General features: G+C 75.2%; 15 protein-coding genes. 2 read left to right on the top strand and 13 right to left on the bottom strand.

Annotated elements, in window-relative coordinates; all coding sequences use genetic code 11:
- Positions 1 to 139 precede the first annotated feature (139 nt).
- The 7 genes from pheT to infC all read right to left on the bottom strand — a co-directional run bounded on the left by pheT (position 140) and on the right by infC (position 7632).
- The gene (gene pheT / locus ABZ457_RS16180; protein WP_359158169.1) at positions 140 to 2653 is read right to left on the bottom strand and encodes a phenylalanine--tRNA ligase subunit beta; all 2514 of its coding nucleotides are present in this window, start codon (positions 2651 to 2653) and stop codon (positions 140 to 142) included.
- Entirely contained in the window at positions 2653 to 3774 is a 1122-nt protein-coding gene (gene pheS / locus ABZ457_RS16175) for a phenylalanine--tRNA ligase subunit alpha (protein WP_359158168.1), read from the bottom strand. Before pheS ends, pheT begins: the two co-directional genes overlap by 1 nt.
- Before the next feature lie 137 nt (positions 3775 to 3911).
- Complete coding sequence (locus ABZ457_RS16170) at positions 3912 to 5033, bottom strand: ATP-binding protein (protein WP_359158166.1); 1122 nt, start codon at positions 5031 to 5033, stop codon at positions 3912 to 3914.
- Positions 5034 to 5156: 123 nt separating this feature from the next.
- A complete protein-coding gene (locus ABZ457_RS16165; protein WP_359158164.1) occupies positions 5157 to 5999 on the bottom strand; it encodes an RNA methyltransferase in 843 nt (280 codons plus the stop codon).
- 186 nt (positions 6000 to 6185) lie between these two features.
- Entirely contained in the window at positions 6186 to 6569 is a 384-nt protein-coding gene (gene rplT, locus ABZ457_RS16160; RefSeq protein ID WP_016642495.1) for a 50S ribosomal protein L20, read from the bottom strand.
- 103 nt (positions 6570 to 6672) lie between these two features.
- Positions 6673 to 6867, bottom strand: a complete 195-nt coding sequence (gene rpmI / locus ABZ457_RS16155; protein WP_018848956.1) for a 50S ribosomal protein L35 — start codon at positions 6865 to 6867, stop codon at positions 6673 to 6675.
- Positions 6868 to 6984: 117 nt separating this feature from the next.
- Positions 6985 to 7632: a translation initiation factor IF-3 gene (gene infC / locus ABZ457_RS16150; RefSeq protein WP_078521664.1), complete on the bottom strand. Its 648-nt coding sequence runs from the start codon at positions 7630 to 7632 to the stop codon at positions 6985 to 6987.
- Positions 7633 to 8007: 375 nt separating this feature from the next.
- Between infC and ABZ457_RS16145 the strand changes: the two genes are divergently transcribed.
- The gene (locus ABZ457_RS16145) at positions 8008 to 8397 is read left to right on the top strand and encodes a DUF1844 domain-containing protein (protein ID WP_359158162.1); all 390 of its coding nucleotides are present in this window, start codon (positions 8008 to 8010) and stop codon (positions 8395 to 8397) included.
- 56 nt (positions 8398 to 8453) lie between these two features.
- On the opposite strand, the gene ABZ457_RS16140 is transcribed toward ABZ457_RS16145, so the two are convergent.
- The 3 genes from ABZ457_RS16140 to ABZ457_RS16130 form a co-directional block, all read right to left on the bottom strand.
- Positions 8454 to 9191, bottom strand: a complete 738-nt coding sequence (locus tag ABZ457_RS16140) for an SseB family protein (protein ID WP_359158161.1) — start codon at positions 9189 to 9191, stop codon at positions 8454 to 8456.
- A 123-nt stretch (positions 9192 to 9314) separates the two neighbouring features.
- On the bottom strand, positions 9315 to 10490 hold the full coding sequence (mycP, locus tag ABZ457_RS16135; RefSeq protein WP_359158160.1) for a type VII secretion-associated serine protease mycosin: 1176 nt from the start codon (positions 10488 to 10490) through the stop codon (positions 9315 to 9317).
- Positions 10487 to 11344 (bottom strand): hypothetical protein, encoded by an 858-nt coding sequence (locus ABZ457_RS16130; RefSeq protein ID WP_359158159.1) that lies wholly within the window; start codon positions 11342 to 11344, stop codon positions 10487 to 10489. The genes mycP and ABZ457_RS16130 overlap by 4 nt, the downstream gene beginning before the upstream one ends.
- Before the next feature lie 1043 nt (positions 11345 to 12387).
- On the opposite strand from ABZ457_RS16130, the gene ABZ457_RS16125 reads away from it, so the two are divergent.
- Entirely contained in the window at positions 12388 to 13590 is a 1203-nt protein-coding gene (locus ABZ457_RS16125; RefSeq protein ID WP_359158157.1) for an amino acid deaminase/aldolase, read from the top strand.
- A 14-nt stretch (positions 13591 to 13604) separates the two neighbouring features.
- Here the strand turns inward: ABZ457_RS16125 and ABZ457_RS16120 are convergent, their stop codons facing one another.
- The 3 genes from ABZ457_RS16120 to ABZ457_RS16110 are packed head-to-tail and all read right to left on the bottom strand — an operon-like array spanning position 13605 to position 16981.
- Positions 13605 to 14753, bottom strand: coding sequence for a DUF2510 domain-containing protein (locus ABZ457_RS16120; RefSeq protein ID WP_359158156.1), 1149 nt, complete (start codon positions 14751 to 14753; stop codon positions 13605 to 13607).
- A gap of 60 nt (positions 14754 to 14813) precedes the next feature.
- Positions 14814 to 15596 (bottom strand): 3-oxoacyl-ACP reductase, encoded by a 783-nt coding sequence (locus tag ABZ457_RS16115; RefSeq protein ID WP_359158155.1) that lies wholly within the window; start codon positions 15594 to 15596, stop codon positions 14814 to 14816.
- Between the two features lie 2 nt (positions 15597 to 15598).
- Complete coding sequence (locus ABZ457_RS16110) at positions 15599 to 16981, bottom strand: aldehyde dehydrogenase family protein (RefSeq protein WP_359158154.1); 1383 nt, start codon at positions 16979 to 16981, stop codon at positions 15599 to 15601.
- Positions 16982 to 16983 lie beyond the last annotated feature (2 nt).

Raw genomic sequence — 16983 nt, 5'->3', positions numbered from 1 at the left:
GAAGCAGTGAAGACCTTGTCATCGTGTCAAGGTCAAACCGGGGCCCCGCCGGCCCGGAGCGTCCCGCACCCCGCCCCGCATGCCGAAGGGGTGCGCGCGGCTCGGTGAGCCGGGCGCACCCCTCAAGGGCGGAAGGGCGTCAGACGCCCCGGAGGACCGCTCCCGTGCGCTCGGCGGCCAGCGCCACCGCCGCGTCGCGCGCGGCCGTCGCCTCGTCGACCGTCAGCGTGCGGTCGGGGGCGCGGAAGCGGAGCGCGTACGCGAGGGACTTGCGGCCCTCGCCGAGCTGCTCGCCGGTGAAGACGTCGAACAGCCGGATGGACTCCAGCAGTTCGCCCGCGCCCTCGCGCAGCGCGGACTCGACGTCGGCCGCCGGGACCTCGTCGGCGACGACCAGGGCGACGTCCTGGGTGGCGACCGGGAAGGCCGAGATCCGGGGGGCCTCGACCGCCTCGCCGCCCGCCTGCTCCAACAGGTCGAGCTCCAGCTCCATCGCACAGGTGCGCTCGGGCAGGTGCAGCGCCTTGACGACCCGCGGGTGCAGCTCGCCCGCGTGGCCGACGAGGGTCTCCTCGCCGTCCACCGTCGCGTAGAACGCGGCGCAGCGGCCCGGGTGCCAGGGGGCGTGCCGGTCGGCGCGGACGACGAGTTCGACGCCGGCCTCCCGGCCGAGCAGCCGCCCGGCCTCCACCGCGTCCGCCCAGTCGGCCGGGCGGCCCTTGCCCCACCAGCCGTTCTGCTCACGGGCGCCCGCGAGGACGACCGCGGCGCGGCGCGGTTGGCGCGGCAGGGCCGCGTTCAGCGCGGCGATCTCCTCGGCCGTGGGCCGCCGGTCGACGGGCGGCAGCGGCGCGGGCCGCTCCTCGCCGGTCGGCCGGAAGACCAGCCCGGTCTCGAAGAGGGCCAGGTCGTGGCTGCCCCGGCCGTCGTTGCGGCGCAGGGCCGCGAGCAGGCCGGGCAGCAGCGTGGTGCGCAGCGCCGGCTCCTCGTCGGAGAGCGGGTTGACGAGGGTGACCACCCGGCGGCGGGCGTCGTCGGCGTCCAGGCCGAGCTGGTCGAAGACCTGCTCGCCGAGGAAGGGGTAGTTCGGCGCCTCGACGTATCCGGCGCCGGCCAGCGCGCGCCCGGCACGACGGTGCAGCCGCTGACGGGCGGTCAGACCGCGGCCGGACGGCGGGGTCGGCAGCGTGGAGGGCAGGTTCTCGTAGCCCTCCAGCCGGATGACCTCCTCCGCGAGGTCGTTCGGCGCGGCGAGGTCCGGCCGCCACGAGGGGACGGTGACGACCAGTTCGTCCTGGCCGTAGACGTCGCAGCCGACCTCCTGGAGGCGGCGGACCACGGTCTCCCGCCCGTAGGCGACGCCCGCCACCCGGTCCGGGTGGTCGGCCGGCAGGGTGACGGTGCGCGGCGCGGAGGGCGTCACGAGCTGGGTGACGCCGCCCTCGGCGGTGCCGCCGGCCAGCAGGACCAGCAGGTCGACGGTGCGCTGCGCGGCGGCGGCCGCGGCCTCCGGGTCGACGCCCCGCTCGAAGCGCTTGGACGCCTCGGAGGAGAGCCGGTGCCGGCGGGCGGTGCGGGCGATGGCGACCGGGTCGAAGTGCGCGGCCTCGATGACGACCTCGGTGCTGGCGCCGGCGGCGTCCTCGTGGTCGGCGATCTCGGTGTCGGCGCCGCCCATGACGCCCGCGAGCCCGATGGGGCCGCGGTTGTCGGTGATGACCAGGTCCTCGGCGTCGAGCACCCGGGTGGTGCCGTCGAGGGTGGTCAGCTTCTCGCCCTGCTCGGCGCGGCGGACGCCGATCGGCCCGTCGACGCGCGAGCGGTCGTAGGCGTGCAGCGGCTGGCCCAGCTCCAGCATCACGTAGTTGGTGATGTCCACGGCGAGCGAGATCGGGCGCATGCCCGCCTTCTGGAGGCGGCGCCTGAGCCAGATCGGGGAGCGCGCCTCGGGCTCCAGACCGACGACGGTGCGCGCGGTGAAGCGGTCGCAGCCGATCGGGTCGGACACCTGTACCGGGTACCCGAAGGAGTTGGGCGCGGGCACGTCCAGCAGCGCCGGGTCGCGCAGCGGCAGCCCGTACGCGGTGGCGGTCTCGCGGGCGACGCCGCGCATCGACAGGCAGTAGCCGCGGTCGGGGGTGACGGCGATGTCCAGGACCTCGTCGACGAGTTCGAGGAGTTCGATCGCGTCGGTGCCGACCTCGACCTCCGGCGGCAGCACGATGATGCCGCCGGAGCCGTCGTCGCCCATGCCCAGCTCGTCGCCGGAGCAGATCATGCCGTGCGAGGTCCTGCCGTACGTCTTGCGCGCGGAGATGGCGAAGTCGCCCGGGAGGACGGCGCCGGGGAGGACCACGACGACCTTGTCGCCGACGGCGAAGTTCCGGGCGCCGCAGACGATCTCCTGCGGTTCGCCCGTTCCGTTGGCCCCTCCGACGTCGACGGTGCAGAAGCGGATCGGCTTCTTGAAGCCCTCCAGCTCCTCGATGGTCAGCACCTGTCCGACGACCAGGGGGCCCTTGAGGCCGGCGCCGAGCTGCTCGACCGTCTCGACCTCCAGGCCGGCGGCGATCAGCCTGGCCTGCACGTCGCGGCCGGTCTCCGTCGCCGGCAGGTCGACGTACTCCCGCAGCCAGGAAAGCGGGACCCGCATCAGATCTCCATCCCGAACGGCCGGGTGAACCGGACGTCACCCTCGACCATGTCTCGCATGTCTTCGACGTTGTGGCGGAACATCAGCATCCGTTCGATGCCGAACCCGAAGGCGAATCCGCTGTACTTCCCGGGGTCGACGCCGCAGGCCGTGAGGACCTTCGGGTTGACCATGCCGCAGCCGCCCAGCTCGATCCAGCCCTCGCTGGAGCAGGTGCGGCAGGGGCGGTCCGGGTTGCCGACGGACTCGCCGCGGCAGACGTAGCAGACCATGTCCATCTCGGCGGACGGCTCGGTGAACGGGAAGAAGTTGGGCCGCAGCCGGGTCTTCATGCCCTCGCCGAACAGGGCCTGCACCATGTGGTCCAGGGTGCCCTTGAGGTCGGCCATGGTCAGGCCCTCGTCCACGGCGAGCAGCTCGACCTGGTGGAAGACGGGGGTGTGCGTGGCGTCCAGCTCGTCCGTGCGGTAGACCCGGCCGGGGCAGATCACATAGACCGGGGGCTCCCGGTCGATGAGGGAGCGGATCTGCACGGGCGAGGTGTGGGTGCGCAGCACCACGCCGGAGTCGGCGCCGTCCTCCGCGCCCTTCACGAAGAAGGTGTCGTGCTCGCCGCGGGCCGGGTGGTCCGGGCCGATGTTGAGGGCGTCGAAGTTGAACCACTCGGCCTCGGCCTGCGGGCCCTCGGCGACCTCGTAGCCCATGGCCACGAAGACGTCCTCGATGCGCTCGGAGAGCGTGGTGAGCGGGTGGCGGGCGCCGGCGGGGACGCGGTCGTACGGCAGGGTGACGTCGACGGCCTCCTCGACGAGGACGCGGGCGTCGCGCTCGGCCTCCAGCTCGGCCTGGCGGGCGGCGAGCGCCTTGCTGACCTGGCCGCGGGCCTGGCCGACGCGCTTGCCGGCCTCGGCCTTGGCCTGCGGGGGCAGCGCGCCGATCTCACGGTTGGCGAGGGAGAGGGGCGAGGTGCCACCGGTGTGCGCGGTCTTCGCGTGGGCGAGCGCGTCGAGCGAGTCGGCGGCGGCGAAGGCGGCGAGCGCCTCGTCCCGCATGCGCTCGATCTCTTCCGGTTTCAGTGCCTCGACCTCGACGGGGTCGTACGACTTATTGGGTGCGGACATCTCTTCCCGTACTTCCGAATGGGCTGGCTGGGGACCCCGCACGTCGACCAGGGACGACCGAGGACGCAAAGGTGCCAAAGGCCGAGTCTAACGGGGTGGTGGGAGGCGGATGAGCCCGTGGGCCGCCCGGCGGCCGCTCAGAGGAGGTGGGCCGGGGTGCCGACGGGCAGGGTAAATCGGAACTCGGCACCGCCGCAGGGGCCGCGCCCGACGGTGATCGTCCCGCCGTGCGCCTCGACGATGCCCTTGACGATGTAGAGGCCCAGGCCGGTGCCGCCGCGCTTGCTCCCCCGCCAGAAGCGGGTGAAGACACGGCCCATCGACTCCTCGGGGATGCCGGGGCCCTGGTCGCTCACGGTGACCGCCGTGCCTTTCTCGTCGTCGTCCGCCGAAACCGGCGCCACCTCGATGGTGACGGTTCCCTCGCCGTGGCGCACCGCGTTTTCCAGGAGGTTGCCGAGGACCTGGTCGACCTTGTCGGGGTCGGCCCACAGGCCGGGCAGCGCGGGGCCGATACGCAGGGCGAAGCGGTCGGGGTCCTGGCCGCCCGCGATATGGGCCTGGACGTGCCGGCGCACGGCGGCGGGCATGTCCACGGGCTGGCGGCGGATCTCCAGGCGGCCGGAGTCGATGCGGGAGATGTCGAGGAGTTCGGCGATCAGCCGGGAGATGCGGCCGGCGTCGGCGTCGACGGTCTCCAGCATCAGCCGCTTCTGGTCGTCGGTGAACCGCTCCCACTTGGCCAGCAGGGTGGCGGTGAAGCCCTTGACGGAGGTCAGCGGGGAGCGCAGTTCGTGGGCGACGGTGGCGATCAGCTCGGCGTGGCTGCGCTCGGTGCGGCGCCGGGCCTCGGTGCCGCGCAGGGTGACGACCACCCGGCGCACGGGCCCGGTGGGGCTGTCGCGGACGTACCGGGCGGCGACCAGGACCTCCCGGCCGCCGGGGAGGAGCAGGTTCCGCTCGGGCTGGGCGACGCGGGTGCTGAGCCCGCCGTAGGGGTCGGTCAGGGCCCACCAGCGACGGCCCTTGAGGTCCTCCAGGGGGAGGGCGGTCTCCAGGGGGGCGCCGAGGGCCCGGGAGGGGGGCACGGAGGTCAGGCGCGCGGCGGCCTCGTTGAAGCAGACCACGCGGCCGGTCTCGTCCGCGACGACGAGCCCGTCCGGGAGGTCGTCCGGGTCGATCGCGGGCGCGTCGGCGGCTCCGGTGCGGCGCAGGACGGCCTCCGGTGTCCGGTCGGTCCTGCTGGTCCCCACGGTCATGCCCCGTAATCCCACCTCTCCGCTTCCGAGTGGGCCCCGAGCACGTCACCCTACTAGCTGAAAGTGACGCCGCGGACCCCCTGAGCGAGTGGTCCTCCCCGAGCGGGTGGTCCTCCTCGCCCCTCAGGCGGTGCCGCGTCCCCCGCGCTGGGCACGCGCCGAGGCGTAGAGACATACGGCGGCGGCGGTGGCCAGGTTCAGCGACTCGGCCTTTCCGTGGATGGGGACGCGGACGACGGCGTCGGCGAGCGCCCGGGTCTCCTCGGGCAGGCCCCAGGCCTCGTTGCCGAAGACCCAGGCGGTGGGGCCGCTCATGGTGCCGGCGTCCAGTTCGGCGTCGAGATCGTCGTCGCCCGCGCCGTCGGCGGCCAGCACCCGGACCCCGGCGTCCTTCAGTCCGGCGACGGCCCGTTCGACGGGGACGCCGACGGCGACCGGCAGATGGAAGTGCGAACCGACCGAGGCGCGCACGGACTTGGGGTTGTAGAGGTCCACGGAGGCGTCGGTGAGGACGACGGCGTCGGCGCCGGCGGCGTCCGCGCAGCGCAGCACGGTCCCGGCGTTCCCGGGGTCCCGGACGTGGGCGAGGACGGCGACGAGCCGGGGGCGGGCGGCGAGGATGTCCTCGAACGGCGAGTCGAGGAAGCGGCAGACGCCGACGAGGCCCTGCGGGGTGACGGTCTGGGACACCTCGGCGAGCACGGCGGCGTCGGCGAGATGGACCCGGGCGCCGGCCGCGCGGGCCGCGTCCACGATCTCCGCGTACCGCTCGGCGGCCTCGGCGGTGGTGAAGAGTTCGACGAGGGTCGGCTCCCCAGTGGGCCCGCGGTGGGCGACGGCCTCACGGACGGCCTGCGGGCCCTCGGCGATGAACAGCCGGTCCTTCCCTCGGAAGTTCCGCTTGGCGAGGCGCCGGGCGGCGGTGACGCGGGGGGAACGCGGGGAGATCGGCTCGGGGGTGGGCATCTGCGCCTGCGGCTCTCTGACTCGGTCGGACGGGCTGTGGGGCGGGGCGGACGTGCGCGATGCGCGGGCGGACCCGGGCGGGGTGCGCGCGGCGAAACACGTTGGCCGGACGGGCCGGGTGCGCGCGGCGAAACGCGGCGGACCCGCAGGCCCGGGGGCCTGCGGGTCCGGTCGGCTCGACGAGCGTCAGGCAGCCTTGGGCGCGTTGACGTCGCTCGGAAGGGCCTTCTGGGCCACCTCGACGAGCGCGGCGAACGCGTTGGCGTCGTTGACCGCGAGCTCGGCCAGGATCTTGCGGTCCACCTCGATGTTGGCGGCCTTCAGACCCTGGATGAAGCGGTTGTAGGTGATGCCGTTGGCGCGGGCGGCGGCGTTGATCCGCTGGATCCAGAGCTGACGGAAGTCGCCCTTGCGCTTCTTGCGGTCGTTGTAGTTGTAGACCAGGGAGTGGGTGACCTGCTCCTTGGCCTTGCGGTACAGGCGCGAACGCTGGCCGCGGTAACCGCTGGCCTGCTCGAGGATCGCCCGGCGCTTCTTGTGGGCGTTGACTGCCCGCTTGACGCGTGCCACTTGTTAACTCCTTGTAGCGGGGCCGTGGTTCATGATCACACGGCCCGGAAACGAATAGGTCCCGGTCGAGGCGTCCCGTCCCCGTGGGCGGGGACGGCGGACGTCACTTGCCGAGAAGCTTCTTGATCTTCGCGGCGTCGCCCGGGGCCATCTCGGCGTTGCCGGTGAGGCGGCGCGTCAGACGGGACGACTTGTGCTCGAGCAGGTGGCGCTTGCCGGCGCGCTCGCGGAGCACCTTGCCGGAGCCGGTGATCTTGAAGCGCTTCTTGGCACCGCTGTGCGTCTTGTTCTTCGGCATCGCGCCGTTCTCTCCTCATCAGTGGCGCTCCCCCGGTGCGGGCACCGGACTGCGGGAGCGTCAGATCGTCGTGGGTGTTCCGGGCGGAACCCGGGGCCGCCGGAGCGGCCCCCCGGTTCACGCCTCGGGCGTGTTCTCCGCGGGTGCGTCGGAGCTCTGGTCCTGCGAGCCCTGGCGCTCCGCCTTGCGTGCGGCCTGGGCCTCACGCGCCTCGGCCATGGCCTCGGTCTTCTTCTTGTGCGGGCCGAGAACCATGATCATGTTCCGGCCGTCCTGCTTGGGGTTCGACTCGATGAAGCCGAGGTCCTCGACGTCCGCAGCGAGACGCTGCAGCAGACGGAAGCCGAGTTCGGGGCGGGACTGCTCACGACCACGGAACATGATCGTGATCTTGACCTTGTCGCCCTGCTTGAGGAACCGGACGACGTGACCCTTCTTGGTGTCGTAGTCGTGCGGGTCGATCTTCGGCCGGAGCTTCATCTCCTTGATGACCGTGTGCGCCTGGTTCTTGCGCGCCTCACGGGCCTTCATGGCCGACTCGTACTTGAACTTCCCGTAGTCCATGAGCTTGCAGACGGGCGGACGGGCGTTCGCCGCCACCTCGACCAGGTCGAGGTCGTACTCCTGGGCAAGCTCCAGGGCCTTGGCAAGCGGAACAATCCCGACCTGCTCGCCGCTGGGACCGACAAGTCGCACCTCGGGAACGCGAATCCGGTCGTTGATGCGGGGCTCGGCGCTGATGGATCCTCCTAAGTAGCACCACACGACCGCCTGGCAGACAGCCGCGTAACGTCTGTTTCGTCAGACCAACCGCGCCGGAACACGAAAAATGCCCCGGACGGGACGCAGGCGAATGCTCCGTGGTACCGGAACACCGCCGCGGACATCGCGGGGCGCACATCGGGCGGCTTCCATCGTCCGTACGGAACGATGGGCGCCGCCTGACCGGTGACCCGCCGCCCGGAGGGCGGCCAGGTGGGAGATCGGAGCCTCCACTTGCGGGCCGGGCACACACGTGTCCGGCCGGTCGTCACACAAGGTTAGCAGCTCCCGGGGGATGCGGCGAACCACCCGGGAGCCGCCGCCGGGCGTCCGGATCCGGGGGCGGACGTGTGTGCGGCGGGGCATATCGTGTGGGACATGAGTGACGCGACCTCCCCCAGCGACCCCAGTGCCTCGTCCACGGCCTCGGACTCCCCCGACTTCGACGCCATGACCCGCGACATCGCGGAGGTCCCCGCCGTCGAGGTGATCGTCACGGTCGCGGTCAACCTGATGAGCGCCGCCGCCGTCAAGCTCGGGCTGACCGAGGACGGGGACGCCCACAAGGACCTGGACGAGGCGCGCAAGCTGGTGCACGCGCTGGCGGGCCTGCTGGACGCGAGCACGACCGAGATCAGCTCCTTCCACGCGGCCCCGCTGCGGGACGGGCTGAAGTCCCTCCAGCTCGCCTTCCGCGAGGCGTCCGTCGTCCCGGACGAGCCGGGCCAGGGCCCGGGCGAGAAGTACACGGGTCCGGTCTACGGCTGACCGCCCGGCACCGGGCGCGGCCGTCGCGGCCGGTGCCCGGAACTGGTGCCCGGAACTCAGGAGCGTACGAACAGGGGCTCGCCCGGTGGGGCCGCCTCGGCCGGCAGCAGTGCCAGGTCGAGGCCCTTCACCAGGCGGGCCCTCAGTACGTCGTGGGCCGCCAGGGCCCCGGCCACCCGCCGGGCCGCCTCGGCGGGCACCGCGTCCGGCGCCAGGACCAGGGCGAGGGTGCCGTCCGTGTCCCGCGCCGGGACGAGGTGGGCGCGTGCCACGCCCGGTTCCCCGGCCACCGCCTCGCGCACGGCCTCGGCGACGGCGGGGTCGGCCAGCGGGTCCGTGCTGGTGCGGCCCTCCGCGAGGGCCAGCAGCGCCCGGCCGGTGAGCTGGTAGGTGACGGGACCGGCCAGGTCGATCACCAGGGTGTCGGCCTTCTCGTGCGCGGCGGCCCGCAGCGCCTGGTGCAGCGGCACGGCGACCGGCCGGGCGGCCGGGTCCCAGAGCGCCAGCGAGGCGAGCGAGGTGAAGGCGGGCAGCGCCCGGCGGTCACCGGCGGTGAGGGTGGGGACGGCCATGTCGCTGGTCTTCTCGCGGCGCAGGCCCGTCTCCGGGTCCTCCTCGGTCTCGCCCAGCACGGCGACCACGGGGACGAGGAGCCGGGCCCCCTTCAGGGCGGTGAGGACGGGCTCCTCGGCCGCCGGGTCCTCGGCCCAGGCGGCGAGCGCCGCTTGCAGGGCCGGGTCGGCGGTGCCGTCGTCGTCGGAGAAGCCGGGGTCGGGGATGTTCTTGAGCGCCACGCGTCGAGCCTAGCCGTCCGCGCGGGGGCGCCGGCGCGCGGCTCCCGGCCCGCTCGGGTCCGGACCCGAACCCGGTCCGGGCCGAACGGGTCCGGGCCCGCGTCGATGGCCCGGCCGGGCCGGTCAGGTGGTGCGGCGGGGGCCGCCGCGCCACAGGACGACCGCCGCCGCCAGGAGCAGCACGCCCGCGCCCCCGGCCGCCGGGGCGAGCAGCCGGGACGCGGTGTCGTCGGCGGCGGGGTCGGGGCCCTTGCCGAAGTACTGGCGGCTGTGGCCGGAGGAGGAGGCGGCGAGGTCCGCGGGGCGCAGCTTCCCGCCGGCCTCGATCGCCGCGGCCGGGTCGACGAAGCCGTAGCCGCGCGCGTCGTCCCGCCCGTTCTCGGGGGCGTTGCGGGCGGTGTCCCGGAGCAGCTTCTTGATCTGGGCCGGGGTGAGGTCGGGGTGGGCGGCCCGCACCAGGGCGACGGCCCCGGAGACGAAGGCGGCGGCGGCGCTGGTGCCCCAGCCCTGGTAGTACTTCCGGTCCGGGTCGGCGATCACCACGTCCACGCCGGGGGCGCTGACGGTCGCGTACCAGCGGCGGGTGGAGAAGGAGGCGTGGGTGCCGAAGCGGTCGACGGCGGTCACCGCGATCACTCCGGGGTAGGCGGCCGGGTAGGAGATCCGGTCCCCCTTCTCGCCGCCGTTGCCCGCGGAGGCGACGACCACGGACCCCTTGGCGAGGGCGTACTGCACGGCGGCGTCCTCGGTGGCCTCGGGGTGGGCCGATTCGCTGTCGTCGCCGAGGGAGAGGTTGATCACGTCGGCGCCCTGGTCGGCGGCCCAGCGGATGCCCTGGGCGAGGGCCGTCCCGCGTGACTTGCGGGCCCGGTCGCGGGCGGGGTCGGCGCCTTCGAGGATCACCCGGACGGGCAGGATCCGGGACTCGGGGGCGATGCCGAGGACACCGGACTCCCGGCCGGGGCCGTGGCCGCGGGCCCCGATGATCCCGGCCATGGCGGTGCCGTGGCGGGCCCAGGCGCGGTCGCCGCGGCCGGCGCCGAACCCTATGAAGTCCTTGCCCGGGAGCACCGCCCCGGCGAGGTCGGGGTGCCGGTCGTCCACGCCGGTGTCGAGGACGGCGACGGTGATCCCCTCACCCTTGGTGGTCCGCCACGCCTCGTCGGTGTGCAGGGCCTCCAGGCCCCACTGCTGGGCGCGGATGGTGTCGGCGTGGGCGGGGGACGCGGCGGGCAGTACGGCGAAGGCGGTGGCGACGACCACGGCGAGGAGGCGCCGGCGGCGCGGCGGGAGCGTCATTCGGCTTTCTCCGTGGCCTGGCGGGCGGCGGTGCGCAGGGTGCGCTCGATGGCGGCGGCGACTCCGGCGGCGTCGTGGCCCAGGCCGGACTGGGCCTGGGTGGAGGTGGCGCCGTCCGCGGTGGCCGCCTGCGCGGGCTGGGGGTCGGTGACGGGGCGTCCGTCGGCGAAGCCGGACACGGCGAAGACGACGACGGGCGCCTCGGTGACCACGTCGACGGTCCAGCTGGCGCGCTGTTCGCTGCCGAACCCGGCGGCGGGGGTGCCCTCGGCGGGCAGGGCGCGGGGCATCAGGTCCCGGCGCTCGCCGAGGCGTTCGGTGGTGAAGCGGTTGTGGAGCGCGAGCATGGCCTGCTGGTCGGCCTCGGTGAAGACCAGGCCGACGGTGACGAGGCTGCTGGCGGTCGCGTCGGTGTAGGTGGCGCGCACGACGCGGCCGCAGCCGACCGGCTGGAGGGTCTTGGTCAGCAGCGGGTCCAGCGCGGGGCCGCAGCCGGAGTCGGGCGCGACGGCGACCCGGTTCCAGACGCGCTCGGCGCCGCCGGGGCCGGCCTTGGCGCCCTTGAGGGTGCGCGGGAAGAGGGTGTCCACGGGCACGTTGTGCCACATGCCGCGCACCTTGGCGTAGGTGTCGCGGTCGGCGTCCCGGCCGGTCCCGTCCCCGGTCAGCCAGGTCCCGGCGGCGGCTCCGCCGATGAGCCCGAGCCCGAGCACGACACAGGCCACCGCGGCGGCCGCCCGCACGGGCCGCCGGCTCCGCACCGGCCGCAGCCGGGTGGTCAGCTCCGCGGGCGTCTCCGGCGGCACCGCCCAGCCGTGCGCGGGGGGCCGGGGCGCCCCGGGGCGGGGCGTCATGTCGACACTCCCGACGGGGCGGCGGGTGGGGCCGGGGGCGCCGGGAACTCCGGGGAGCGTTGGGCGCGGCCCGGGCACGACGGGGGTGACCGGGGGTCGCGCGGGCGACCCGGCGGGGGCGCCGGCAGGCGGCCGGGGCGCGCTCTCGCCGGGGGCGGCGGGGGGCCCGGAGGGCGCCGGGGACGGCGCACGGTCGGCAGCGGCCGGGGGGCGCGACGACGTCCCACCCGGCACGGGCCCGGGCACGGCAGGAGCGCCCGACGAGGACGGCACTCGCGTGTCGGCGGCCGGACCCGGTGCGTCCGAGGCACGCGGGGCCGGTGTCCCGCCGGCAGGCAGCCGGGGCACGCTCGGGCCGGGGGCGGCGGGCGGACGCGGCGGGGCCACCGGTGCCCCGGCAGGCGGGGACGGCACACGGCGGTCGGCGGCCGGGCCCGGCGCGTCCGGGGTGCGCGGGGCCGGTGCCCCGGCGGCAGGCGGCCGGGCGGCGCCCGAGCCCGGGGCCGCCGGAGCCGCCGGTGGGCGCGGCGGGATCGTGCCCGGCGCGGTCGCCGGGCGCGGGGGGAGGTGGGCCGGGGGGCCCGAGGGGCTGGGGGCGCCCGAGGCGGGGCGCGTGGGGGGCTTCGGGGGGCGGAGCCGGGTGGTGGACTCGCCGCGCGGGGGGCCGTCGTACGCGCCGGGCTGCCGGGGCACCCCGGCGCCGCCTTCCGCGGACGGCGGGACCGGGCCGGTGGGGCCGTCCGCCGGGCGGGCGGGTGGAGGCGGCGGGTCCGAGGGGCGGGCGGGGGGTGGGGTCAGGTCCGCGAGACGGGAGCGCGGCGGGGGCCCGTCGCCCGAAGGGCGCTGCGCCTCCGTGCTCATTCCGCCCCCTGGTCTTCCGCTCGCCGCCGGCGGATCACCCACCGGGGCAGGCCCGTTCGTCAGCTCGTGCGTGTCACTCTAACGGGCTGCACGGGGGGTGGTCGTCACCGTGGCCGGGGGTCCGGGGGATCTGCCCAGAACATCCCCTACCCCGGGGTATTCCCGTCTGGCAAGCTCGGGCCATGACTCCCCGTGCAACGGACCGGGCCCGCTACGACAAGGCCACCGCGCAGCTGGACGCCCCGCTCGCGATCGTCGATCTCGACGCCTTCGACGCCAACGCCGACGACCTCGTGCGCCGGGCCGGCGGCAAGCCGGTCCGGGTCGCGAGCAAGTCGGTGCGCTGCCGGGCCCTGCTGGAGCGGGTCCTCGCCCGGGACGGCTTCGCCGGGATCATGTCGTACACGCTGGCCGAGTCCCTGTGGCTGGCGCGGGCCGGGTTCGAGGACGTGCTGCTGGCCTACCCCTCGGCCGACCGCGCCGCCTTCGCGGAGCTGGCCGGGGACGCCAAACTCGCCGCCGCGGTCACCGTGATGGTGGACGACGTGGCGCAGCTGGACCTGATCGACGCCTCGCGCGCGGGCGGCCGGGAGGAGGTGCGGGTCTGTCTGGAGCTGGACACCGCGCTGCACCTGCTCGGCGGCCGGGTCCGCGTCGGGGCGCGCCGCTCGCCGCTGCGGGAGCCCGCCGAACTGGCGGAGCTGGCCCGCTCGGTGAGCCGTCGGCCCGGCTTCCGGCTGGTGGGCCTGATGGCGTACGAGGGGCATGTGGCCGGTGTCGGCGACGCGGTGGCCGGGGCCCCGCTGCGGTCGCGTGCGGTGCGGCTGATGCAGCGGGCGGCGCGGCGGGAACTGGCCGCGCGCCGGGCCGCCGTGGTGCGGGCCGTCCGCGCGGTGGAGCCGGAGCTGGAGTTCGTCAACGGCGGGGGGACCGGCAGCGTCCAGCACACGGCCGCCGAGGACGCGGTGACCGAGATCGCCGCCGGTTCGGGCCTCTACGTGCCGCGCCTGTTCGACAACTACACCTCGTTCCAAGGGCGTCCGGCCGCGCTGTTCGCGCTGCCGGTGGTGCGCCGCCCCGGGGTGGGCGTGGTGACGGTGCTGGGCGGCGGCTACCCCGCCTCGGGCGCGGCCGGTCCGGACCGCTCGCCCGTGCCGTGGCTGCCCCAGGGGCTGCGCTACGACCCCCAGGAGGGCGCGGGCGAGGTGCAGACACCGCTGCTGGGGCCCCCGGCGGACGATCTGCTGATCGGGGACAAGGTGTGGTTCCGGCACGCCAAGGCCGGTGAGCTGTGCGAGCGGTTCGAGACCCTGCACCTGGTCGAGGGCGACCGGGTCACGGCGAGCGTGCCGACGTACCGCGGCGAGGGCCGCGCCTTCCTCTGACCGGCCCCCGGGGGTCAGTCGCCCGGGCCGATGCTGCTGCCGACCCCGCCGCTCGTGTCGCCCGCCGCCCCGATGGGCCGGATTCCGGCGGTGATCGCGTCCATCTCGGCGAGGTCGGGCCCGTCGGGGCCCGCGTCGAAGGCGAGACGCACGACGACCATGGACTCGGTGCCGATGGTGGACGGGAAGGCCACGGTCTGGACGTGGCCGCCGGGGCCCTTGCCGGTGGTCACGCGCCAGCGGATCAGGTATCCGGCCCGCCCGGCGACGGCGACGTTCTGCGCCTTGACGACCTTGTGGGCCCGGAGCCCGCCGTAGGCGGGGGTGCCGAGGACGTCCTCGTCGTACGCCTGGTCCGCCGCCTTGGCGATGTCCGCCTCGGCGACCTGCTTCGCGGTGGTGGCGTCCGCCGAGGGGGTGGCGCTGAGGGAGGTGACGCGGCCGTGGCGGCAGAGGGAGGAGCCGCCGCCGGGGCAGTCGTAGGTCGCGTCGGTGTGCATGGTGGCGCCCGGGCCGATCAATCGGTCGGACTTCTCCCAGCCGTCGGGCATGGGCAGGCTGACGCCGTTGAGCTGGTCGACGAGCCGGCCCTCGTCCGGGTCCGCCGAGGGTGCGGCGGAGGGCGTGGCCGAGCCGCCGGGGGCCGGGGACGCCGGGGCGGAGGCGGTGGTCTCCGGGCCGCCGGAGGCGACGGGGTCCGGTCCGCCGTCCTCGTCGTCCTTGCCGAAGAGGAGGACCGCGCCGGTGACCACGGCGGCGACGAGCACGGCCCCGGCGGCCACCGGGGCGACGGTCCGCCGCGAGCCGCCGCCGGACGCGGGAGCCGGGGCGACGGGCGGCCCGAAGCCGCCGGGGCCCGCCGGCTGGGCGGGGCCGAAGCCCGGCTGGGCGGGCCCGGACTGCTGGCCGAAGCCCGGCTGGGCGGGCCCGGACTGCTGGCCGAAGCCCGCCCCGGGCGGGGCGGACGCGTCCGGTGGGCCGAACCCCGGTCCGGCTCCGGCGGCCCCGGGCTGCGGAGCCCCGAAGCCGCCCGCCGCGCCGGGTGCCTCGGGCCCGGCCGGGGCCTGGCGGACGTGCGCGGTCCACGCCGTGCCGTCCCACCAGCGTTCCGTGCCGGGCGCCTGCGCGTCCGGGTACCAGCCGGGCGGAGTCGTCATGCTCATGCGGCCACCCTAGCCGCGCCCCCGGTCGGCCCCGTCCGCGCCCGCCCCGGTCACCGCCGCCTACACCGGGGTGACGTACGCCCCCGAGATCCCCCCGTCCACCAGGAAGTCCGTCGCGTTGACGAAGGAGGAGTCGTCGCTCGCGAGGAAGGCCACCGCCGCCGCGATCTCCTCCGCGTCGGCGAAGCGGCCCACCGGGATGTGGACCAGGCGGCGGGCGGCCCGCTCCGGGTCCTTGGCGAACAGCTCCTGGAGGAGCGGGGTGTTGACCGGCCCCGGGCAGAGCGCGTTGACCCGGATGCCCTCGCGGGCGAACTGCACACCCAGTTCGCGGGACATCGCCAGCACCCCGCCCTTGGACGCGGTGTACGAGATCTGCGAGGTGGCCGCGCCCATCCGCGCCACGAAGGAGGCGGTGTTGATGATCGACCCCTTGCCCTGGCGCCGCATATAGGGGATGGCCGCCTTGCAGCAGAGGTAGACGGAGGTCAGGTTGACCTCCTGGACGCGCTTCCACGCCTCCAGGCCGGTCTCCAGGATGGAGTCGTCGTCGGGCGGCGAGATGCCCGCGTTGTTGAAGGCGATGTCGACGCTGCCATAGGTCTCGAACGCGGTCCGGAACAGGGCCTCGACCTGCTCGGCGTCGGTGACGTCCACCCGGACGAAGATCCCGCCGACCTCGTCGGCGGCGGCCTTGCCGGCCTGCTCGTCGATGTCGGCGCAGACGACGCGCGCGCCCTCGGAGGCGAGCCGGCGCGCGGTGGCGAGGCCGATGCCGCTGCCCGCCCCGGTGATCACGGCGGTGCGTCCGACCAGGCGGCGGCAGAGGGAAGTGTCGGTCATGGTCAGGCCTCCGTGCTGATGAAGACGTTCTTGGTCTCGGTGAAAGCGGTGAGGGCGTCGGGGCCGAGTTCCCGGCCGAGGCCGGACTGCCCGTAGCCGCCGAAGGGGGTCCAGTAGCGGACGCTGGAGTGGGAGTTGACGGAGAGGTTCCCGGCGGCGACCGCGCCGGAGACCCGCAGGGCGCGGCCCACGTCCCGGGTCCAGATGGAGCCGGAGAGGCCGTAGTCGGTGGCGTTGGCGAGCCGGACGGCGTCCTCCTCGTCGTCGAAGGGGAGGACGACGGCGACGGGGCCGAAGACCTCCTCGCGGGCGGCGGGGGCGTCGGGCGCGAGGCCGGTGAGGACGGTCGGCGGGAACCAGAAGCCGGGGCCGGCGGGCGCGCTGCCGCGGATCGCCTCGGCGTCCTCGGGGACGTAGGAGCGGACCCGGTCGAGCTGGGCCCGGGAGATCAGCGGGCCCATCTGGGTGCGTTCGTCCCAGGGGTCGCCGACGACGACGGACTCGATCGCCGGGGCGAGGAGGCCGAGGAAGCGGTCGTAGACCGAGCGCTGCACCAGGACGCGGGTGCGGGCGCAGCAGTCCTGGCCGCTGTTGTCCAGGAAGGACATCGGGGTGGCGGCCGCGGCCTTCTCCAGGTCGGCGTCGGCGAAGACGATGTTGGGGCTCTTGCCGCCGAGTTCGAGGGTGAGCCGCTTCACGCGTTCCGCGCAGAGCGCCATGATCCGCTTGCCGACGCGGGTGGAGCCGGTGAAGACGATCTTCGCGACGCCGGGGTGGCGGACCAGGGCCTCCCCCGCGATGTCGCCGCGCCCCGGCAGCACCTGGAACAGACCCTCGGGGAGCCCGGCGTCCAGGGCGAGTTCGGCGAGGCGCAGGGCGGTGAGCGGGGTGGTCTCGGCCGGCTTGAGGATCACGGCGTTGCCCGCGGCGAGGGCGGGGGCGGTGCCCCAGGCCGCGATCGGCATCGGGAAGTTCCAGGGGGCGATGACGCCGACCACGCCGAGGGGTTCCAGGAGGGTGATGTCGAGGCCGCCGGGCACCGGGATCTGACGGCCGGTCAGCCGCTCGACGCCGCCGGCCGCGTAGTCGAGGAGATCGCGGACGTTGCCGGCCTCCCAGCGGGCGTTGCCGATGGTGTGGCCCGCCTCGCCGACCTCCAGGCGGGCGAGTTCCTCGTTGTGGTCGTCGACGACGGAGGCGAAACGGCGGAGCAGTCGGGCCCGGTCGGCGGGGGCGGCGGCGGCCCAGGCGCGCTGGGCGGTGGCGGCACGGGCGACGGCGGCGTCCACCTCGGCGGCGCCGGCCGCGGGGACGGTGGCGACGACCTTCTCGGTGGCCGGGTCGAGGACGTCGAGCGCCTCGGGGGCGTGCGCGGTGTCGGACACAG

The organism is Streptomyces sp. NPDC005805, assembly GCF_040630445.1.
In the GTDB taxonomy this organism is placed as follows: domain Bacteria; phylum Actinomycetota; class Actinomycetes; order Streptomycetales; family Streptomycetaceae; genus Streptomyces.
This window is presented reverse-complemented; position numbering and strand designations above follow the sequence as displayed.

Bases quoted from the DNA above. Each gene is read 5' to 3' on its own strand.
- pheT (WP_359158169.1), bottom strand. From the start codon at position 2,653: ATGCGGGTCCCGCTTTCCTGGCTGCGGGAGTACGTCGACCTGCCGGCG.
- pheS (WP_359158168.1), bottom strand. From the start codon at position 3,774: ATGTCCGCACCCAATAAGTCGTACGACCCCGTCGAGGTCGAGGCACTG.
- ABZ457_RS16170 (WP_359158166.1), bottom strand. From the start codon at position 5,033: ATGACCGTGGGGACCAGCAGGACCGACCGGACACCGGAGGCCGTCCTG.
- ABZ457_RS16165 (WP_359158164.1), bottom strand. From the start codon at position 5,999: ATGCCCACCCCCGAGCCGATCTCCCCGCGTTCCCCCCGCGTCACCGCC.
- rpmI (WP_018848956.1), bottom strand. From the start codon at position 6,867: ATGCCGAAGAACAAGACGCACAGCGGTGCCAAGAAGCGCTTCAAGATC.
- ABZ457_RS16145 (WP_359158162.1), top strand. From the start codon at position 8,008: ATGAGTGACGCGACCTCCCCCAGCGACCCCAGTGCCTCGTCCACGGCC.
- mycP (WP_359158160.1), bottom strand. From the start codon at position 10,490: ATGACGCTCCCGCCGCGCCGCCGGCGCCTCCTCGCCGTGGTCGTCGCC.
- ABZ457_RS16130 (WP_359158159.1), bottom strand. From the start codon at position 11,344: ATGACGCCCCGCCCCGGGGCGCCCCGGCCCCCCGCGCACGGCTGGGCG.
- ABZ457_RS16125 (WP_359158157.1), top strand. From the start codon at position 12,388: ATGACTCCCCGTGCAACGGACCGGGCCCGCTACGACAAGGCCACCGCG.
- ABZ457_RS16120 (WP_359158156.1), bottom strand. From the start codon at position 14,753: ATGAGCATGACGACTCCGCCCGGCTGGTACCCGGACGCGCAGGCGCCC.
- ABZ457_RS16115 (WP_359158155.1), bottom strand. From the start codon at position 15,596: ATGACCGACACTTCCCTCTGCCGCCGCCTGGTCGGACGCACCGCCGTG.